We start from the raw sequence: 6000 nt of genomic DNA, 5'->3' as shown, positions 1-6000 counted from the left end.
CAATCTATGTTTTATTCGGCTAATGCTCAAACGGTTGGCAGATGTGGTAAGTGAATAGATCCCAAATGGGTTCTATAAAGTAAAAGTTTCATTCCAAAACTTCCCATAGTTCGGCGACAGGAGCAATTAAATCTCCTAATATTTCACCGCTTCCTTTCATTGTGCCAAATACAGGGCGTAGGGTTTGGGTAGTGGCAGGATAGATAATCACTAATGGTTTCCCTTCATGGATGATGGTGAGGGGGGTTTTGGTACGTTCGACCTCTATAAGTAGAGTCTGGAGGGTTTGAGGTAATTCAGTCGTGGTAATTTGTGCCATTTGTTCACCTTTCACAATCTTATTCTATTTCTACTATGATAATGCGAGGATTAGATGGAAAGCGATGCTTGAGTTAAAAAAAGAGCGATCGCCCCTCACTCCCAATACCAAACACTGCGATGATTCTACGGAGTGCGATCGCACATAATCATCATCGCTAATTGGTGATCGACCTCCCGCATCAATTCTCAACAAAGCATCCGGCTAAAATTCGTTATATGCGTCCAAGCGCACAGTAGCATTGTCGCCCAATTCCACCCCAGCCAACCTCTAATTTGATTGTGTGGTTCGCCGTGACTTCTGAATCTTACCGATGATGCACATAAAATATTTTTTCACTCTATTGAGTTAGTGATAAAAATTTAAGCAAACATAGCATCGGGGGGGCGAGTTTTGCAGCACTAAACTCGCTCCTAATATCAAATCCTAACTAAATCCACCTCTTAAACCTTCTGCTTCTTCCTTCGCGTCCTTCGCGTCTTCGCAGTTCGTTTCTAACGCAAATATTCAATCCAAGTCGGCAAAACCTCCGCCGAACCGTACCACTTCCCCGGAGAACGAGGCGAATGCCAAACCCCCTCCAACACCAAATTTTCGGCCCCATCCAAAACAGCAGCTTCCACCGGCGTAATTCCATCTCCCCAAGTTTCACCTTTCCCCACAGTCAACTCGTAACTTTTATAAGCCAGCCAAGTCCCTAAACCGCGCTTCCCAAAAACAGCCTTCCCAGCAGCGCACACGTAGCGCACCTGCGGGTGAAAAGCCCCGGGATAGTGAATTTTGACAAAATCTAGATTTTTGCGCGTCCAGCGCTCTTGAGAGACGTGCGGCGTGCCTAAAGTGATTAAAGTATTCACATAAGGGTGAGCTTCCCACAAACCCGCGTCCTCAAGCACGTCGCCGTGAATGGTGTAAGGCTTTTCGCCCAAATAGATGCGAGAAATCCAGCCGCCGGCGGAATGACCGACGAGATTGATCTGGGAAACGCCGTATTGCTGTAACATTTGTTTGACTGTGCGATCGAGCTGTCGCAAAATTGGCACCATCGACCGCCCGCCAAAAGTCGGCAACCAATCTCCCTTGCCCAGAGGCACTGTTACTGTTGGGAAACCTCGATCGACCAGAGACTTTTCTAATTCGCGATAGTCGGAAGCAGCAGCAAAATATCCTGGTAAAATCACGGTTGGTAATGGCATTGTCAATTTTAGATTTTAGATTTTAGATTTTAGATTTTGCGGCCGGAGTGCTACGATCTGTTTTTCAAGTTCAAAGACGCTTGCCGAAGCATCCTTTGGATTGCTAACATCTGCCGCTCGTTAAACCTTTTGCTTAGGGAATATCTACTTCTATGGCTCGCGAGCCGATTCAAACATGGTATTTTACCCTAGTTGTCGTTCACTTAGAAGACCGTTTTCTACTGGTACAAGAGCGCAAGTACGAGCAGCAGTGGTATCTCCCAGCAGGGCGAGTGGAAAAAGGGGAGACTTTGCTCGAAGCTGCTATGCGTAATACCCTTGAGGAAGCGGGCATTTCCATCATCATTGAGGGAATTCTCCGGGTAGAGCACACAGTGATGCCTAAGGGTAATGTGCGCCTCCGAGTCATTTTTGTGGCTCGTCCACAAGATAAGACGCCGCCCAAGAGTAAGCCGGATGAGCATACTTTGTGCGCGGGCTGGTATTCTCTCAAGGAATTAGACCAGTTGTCGTTGCGGGGAGAGGAAGTTCGAGAAATGTTTCAATATATGGCAAGCGGCGCTCCAATTTATCCCATCGACTTGCTCACCATCGAGGGAGCTCCTTTTAAAAATTACCGCTATCGCTGGTGAATCCATCGATTTTGGATTTTGGATTTGGGATTTTCGATTGAATAATTACTTCCACGGATGAATCCGGTTGTGTAACCGAATTGGAAACAGGGGTCGATCGAACGGATCGATCGTGTTTAATGAATAAGTGGCGCTCCAGATCCCGGAGAAAGACGGTATAGCAGCGGTGCAGTCTGTTTTTTAGATCGCGCCAGTCCTGCCCGCCTGAGGCCCGCTGACCATTCTCAACAATACCTGAGAAACCGTGTATAGGATTTGGCTAAAGGCATTCGGCAAGGAAAACAATGGTTTGAGCAATTAACAACCTCCCCACCCTATTTGCGGTTGCTATACAAGCGTGGAAGCAGGCAAAAAACCGGGTTTCTACGCTTGAGTGCTGGATGTGAGGGTCGCGAAATCTTAATAAAAGTCGAGCGGGCAACTTCGAGGGCGATCGTGCTAAAATTATACCTTTAAATTCCACACCTCTCCTCATTAAAACGAATTCACACTCAATCACAACCACAACCATATAAATTACCAATCCCCCAATCACTCAATCCCCCAATTCCCCAATCTAAAATCTAAAATCTAACAATCTCCCAATCCCCCAATCTAAAATCTAAAATCTAAAATCTAAAATTTAAATGACTGACTCTTCCTCCCTAGCCAACACCCTTTCCGAACCGCTGCGCCAGCCTTATTGGTGGGCAGCCCTAGCTTCTGTCAGCCTTCACGGAGTGTTCGGAGTCACTGCCCCGACGCTCTCAAACATAATTTATGGTGGAAATTCCTCAAAAAATATCCCCGGTTCTGTCGGCTTAGTAGAGCTAACTCCCGCAGAAGCCGGCCGCCTGCCACAAACCCTACCACCGAGACCGTCTAATACGCGATTTACGCCATTTTCGATCGCACCAGTTCCCCTTCGGCCAGCGCCAAAGTTAGCCCCGCCCTTGCCCCCCCCACCTGATACCATCAACTTGCCCGCCATGCCGCCGGGAATGCCCCCTCCTGGATTCTTTTCCCCTCTCCCTCCTTCCCCTCTCCCGCCCTTCACGGCCCCAACAGCCCCGCCACCTCCCAAAACTCCATCATCCCCAACAGTCAGAACCCCCCCCCAGCCAACAACACCCACTTTCGTCCCACCCGTACCTCCCAGCGGTTTTCTTTTCCCGCCCTTACCGGGTAATTTCGATCGCAATATCCCGCCGCCGCCATCGCTGCCAGAAGCGCCCCAGCTTCCCGGTGGCGGCTCGGAAGATGAAGCAGAGGCGCTCAAAAAGATCATAGCCAGTAGAGGCGGACTCCCACTATTTCCAGACGGAGCTCCAGTCTTTACCCCGGAATTCCCAATTAGCAGGAATGTGGGACCCGATGGAGTACCAAAATTGACTCAAAAAGATCCCAATAAAAGGAATCTCATCGCAGGAACTCCCGAAGAAAGAATCAGGAGACAACAATTTGAAGAGGGACAGCAACAGCTAGGACAGTCCGGACAACCGGGTTCAAACTTACCCACCGACAGAGAGACACTGCTGGCGGCTGCAAATACCTATGTTGCTTTGTTTGAGAAATTCAAAAAGGCTTATCCTGACTTGGAAATGACGGGCCCGACTCCTGTGCCTGTCCCTTATCCCGTAACAGCTTGCTCGGAAAAACTCCAAGGAAGAGCTGTTTTTGGAGCAGTTGTCAGCCCTCAAGGCTTGCTCAAGGCCGAGCCTCAGCCGATCGTCCCCACGGGTTACGGTATTCTCGACAATGCGGCTAAAATTGCGATTATTAGCCCTTCTCTAACATTTGAAGCAGCCAGCACGCACAAGCTTTACCAACTGGCTGTCGAGTTTAAGTACGACGAAAAAGTTTGCAGTGGCCTTCCTGTCACACCAACCAGGCCCAACCCACCAGGCCAACAGCCAGCGCCCGCCCCGACAGTGCCCAGCAGACCAACCGGCCAGCCCTCCCCAGCGCCTATTGAAGTGAAACCGCAGTTTGAGAAGCCGCCGGCCCCGGCCACCAAACCGCAGCCAGGGGCCAAACCGTCGTCGCCCGCACCCAAGCCTGCGGCTCAACCGTCACCCTCGCCTGAACCGAAACCAGCAGCGGAACAGTCGCCTTCTCCTCAACGGCAACCCGCCGAAGAGTCCCCGCAGCCCGAAGCAGCGCCATCTCCTGCCGCCCAAGAGTCTCCGCAGCCCGAAGCAGCGCCATCTCCTGCCGCCGAAGAGTCCCCGCAGCCCGAAGCTGCACCCTCTCCTGCCCCGGAAGTGTCGCCATCGCCGGAAGCAGCGCCATCTCCTGCTGCCGAAGTGTCGCCATCTCCTGCCCCGGAAGTGTCGCCATCGCCGGAAGCAGCGCCATCTCCTGCCGCTACCGAAAATTAATTGGGCATCGGTAATTGGGCATCGATAATTGGCAATCCGGTAGGGGAATGGGTAATATCCAATCTGCTTGCTTGACTATTGTGAGTTAGTAGTTAGTAGGGTGCATCAGCTTGAATATTTGTTGCTTCTCAAACTAATTTCTACTTGCTGACGCACCCTACTTTATCCACTAAGAATGAAGTTGTTTTTCGTCCCCCCGACCAGGCTTTGGAGGATTGAATTTTTGACTGCAAAGCTAATTATTTATTCCCCTTAACCTCTCAATTGTATTGAACTTTATACATTTGAAATAAGTCGCCGCTTTGCTTTTTTACTACCTTAGCGCCCGCAGCTTTAATCATTTTTTCCCAATCTTCAATTGTCTCTAAAAATACGTCGCCGGCTCGATAAGTTTCCAAAATTGCCCAATCTTCTGCTAAAGGAGCATCGGGGTTGAGAACATCAAAAACAAAATGACCGCCCGGTTTTAGTACCCGCTTTACTTCTCCCATGACAATACTCCAATAGTCTATGGGATAGTAGCAGCTAAAGCCTGTAGCGAGGCATAAATCGAACTGAGCCTCCTCGTAATTTAACTGGTGAGCGGGAGCCCATTCTACGCCTTTGAACAGCTTAGAATTGAGCTGAGGGCCGCGAGCGTTTAAGGCGTCTCGCGCCGCGCTGCTGATTTCTTGACCGTAAAAATATGCCTCCCAATCCCGCCAAGGGTAGATGAGAAAGCTGACTCCGCAGCCAATGTCTAAACAGCGCTGATTTTTTTGAGGTTTGGCAATTTTCCAGAAGGGAGAAACTGTTTTTGCTTGGAGAGTTCCTGCAACAGATTCTAGGAAAATCGGCATTGCTTCGACTTCTTCGGGTAAAGCGAAAGCTTCTCCCCGGTATTCGCGATCGAATCGAGAAGCGACTTGCGACAGTAAAACTTGCCAGCTATCTGATTTTCCTTTAGCAAACCAAGTCTGCTCCTGACCCGCTGCTGGGCGATCGGACTTTTTAGACATTCTTGAATTACCTTTTAGAGGCTTTGAGAGCTTTTGTAAAGTTTTGGCGGTAAGGCTTATTAAAAATTAACGCCGGCCAGAGCAGCGCGAGCTTCAGGCGATTTGTAAAACTTCTGTCGAAGTTAGTGCGATCGAAACCATTCCAAAATTTCCAAATACCGCCACCGTAAGCGATCAGCAATGCCAAGCTAATTAACGTACTCATTTAAAAAACCCCTAAGCAATGGATAGGATTTTGGGTCAGCTAGTCAAAGCGCTACCCTTAATCTATCATTTATCAGATGCCAAAGCGCACCGCTAGCCGTAGTAATTCCACCTTCAGAAAGAGACTTCCAACTCCCCGCTAGCCACAAACTTAAAAATAACACCCCTGAAATAGCTTTCACGGAGCAAGCAAGAAGGGGCTTCTGCCAAAAGTCGATGATTCTGAGGACTTATACCATTTTAGATTGAAGAATTGAAGAATTAAAGAATTGGGAATGACTGATGACAGAA

The 6000-nt window shown here is 49.1% G+C and carries 6 protein-coding genes; 2 read left to right on the top strand and 4 right to left on the bottom strand.

Annotation, left to right across the window (positions count from 1 at the left end):
* Positions 1-88 precede the first annotated feature (88 nt).
* Together QUB33_RS14975 and QUB33_RS14970 are read right to left on the bottom strand one after the other, a co-directional pair.
* The gene (locus QUB33_RS14975; protein ID WP_333320907.1) at positions 89-319 is read right to left on the bottom strand and encodes a type II toxin-antitoxin system Phd/YefM family antitoxin; all 231 of its coding nucleotides are present in this window, start codon (positions 317-319) and stop codon (positions 89-91) included.
* Between the two features lie 494 nt (positions 320-813).
* A complete protein-coding gene (locus QUB33_RS14970) occupies positions 814-1515 on the bottom strand; it encodes an alpha/beta fold hydrolase (RefSeq protein ID WP_333351399.1) in 702 nt (233 codons plus the stop codon).
* A gap of 152 nt (positions 1516-1667) precedes the next feature.
* Here QUB33_RS14970 and QUB33_RS14965 point away from each other — a divergent pair, with 152 nt between their 5' ends.
* Positions 1668-2147 carry an NUDIX domain-containing protein gene (locus QUB33_RS14965; RefSeq protein WP_190662957.1) on the top strand — a complete coding sequence of 160 codons (480 nt, stop codon included), beginning with the start codon at positions 1668-1670 and terminating at the stop codon, positions 2145-2147.
* Between the two features lie 626 nt (positions 2148-2773).
* The gene (locus QUB33_RS14960) at positions 2774-4507 is read left to right on the top strand and encodes a hypothetical protein (RefSeq protein WP_333351398.1); all 1734 of its coding nucleotides are present in this window, start codon (positions 2774-2776) and stop codon (positions 4505-4507) included.
* A gap of 260 nt (positions 4508-4767) precedes the next feature.
* On the opposite strand, the gene QUB33_RS14955 is transcribed toward QUB33_RS14960, so the two are convergent.
* Both QUB33_RS14955 and QUB33_RS14950 read right to left on the bottom strand, forming a co-directional pair.
* The gene (locus tag QUB33_RS14955; protein ID WP_333351397.1) at positions 4768-5505 is read right to left on the bottom strand and encodes a class I SAM-dependent methyltransferase; all 738 of its coding nucleotides are present in this window, start codon (positions 5503-5505) and stop codon (positions 4768-4770) included.
* A gap of 7 nt (positions 5506-5512) precedes the next feature.
* On the bottom strand, positions 5513-5710 hold the full coding sequence (locus QUB33_RS14950; protein WP_333208830.1) for a hypothetical protein: 198 nt from the start codon (positions 5708-5710) through the stop codon (positions 5513-5515).
* Between the last annotated feature and the right edge of the window lie 290 nt (positions 5711-6000).

It is taken from the genome of Microcoleus sp. B3-A4, from assembly GCF_036705385.1.
Taxonomy (GTDB): domain Bacteria; phylum Cyanobacteriota; class Cyanobacteriia; order Cyanobacteriales; family Microcoleaceae; genus Microcoleus.
This window is presented reverse-complemented; position numbering and strand designations above follow the sequence as displayed.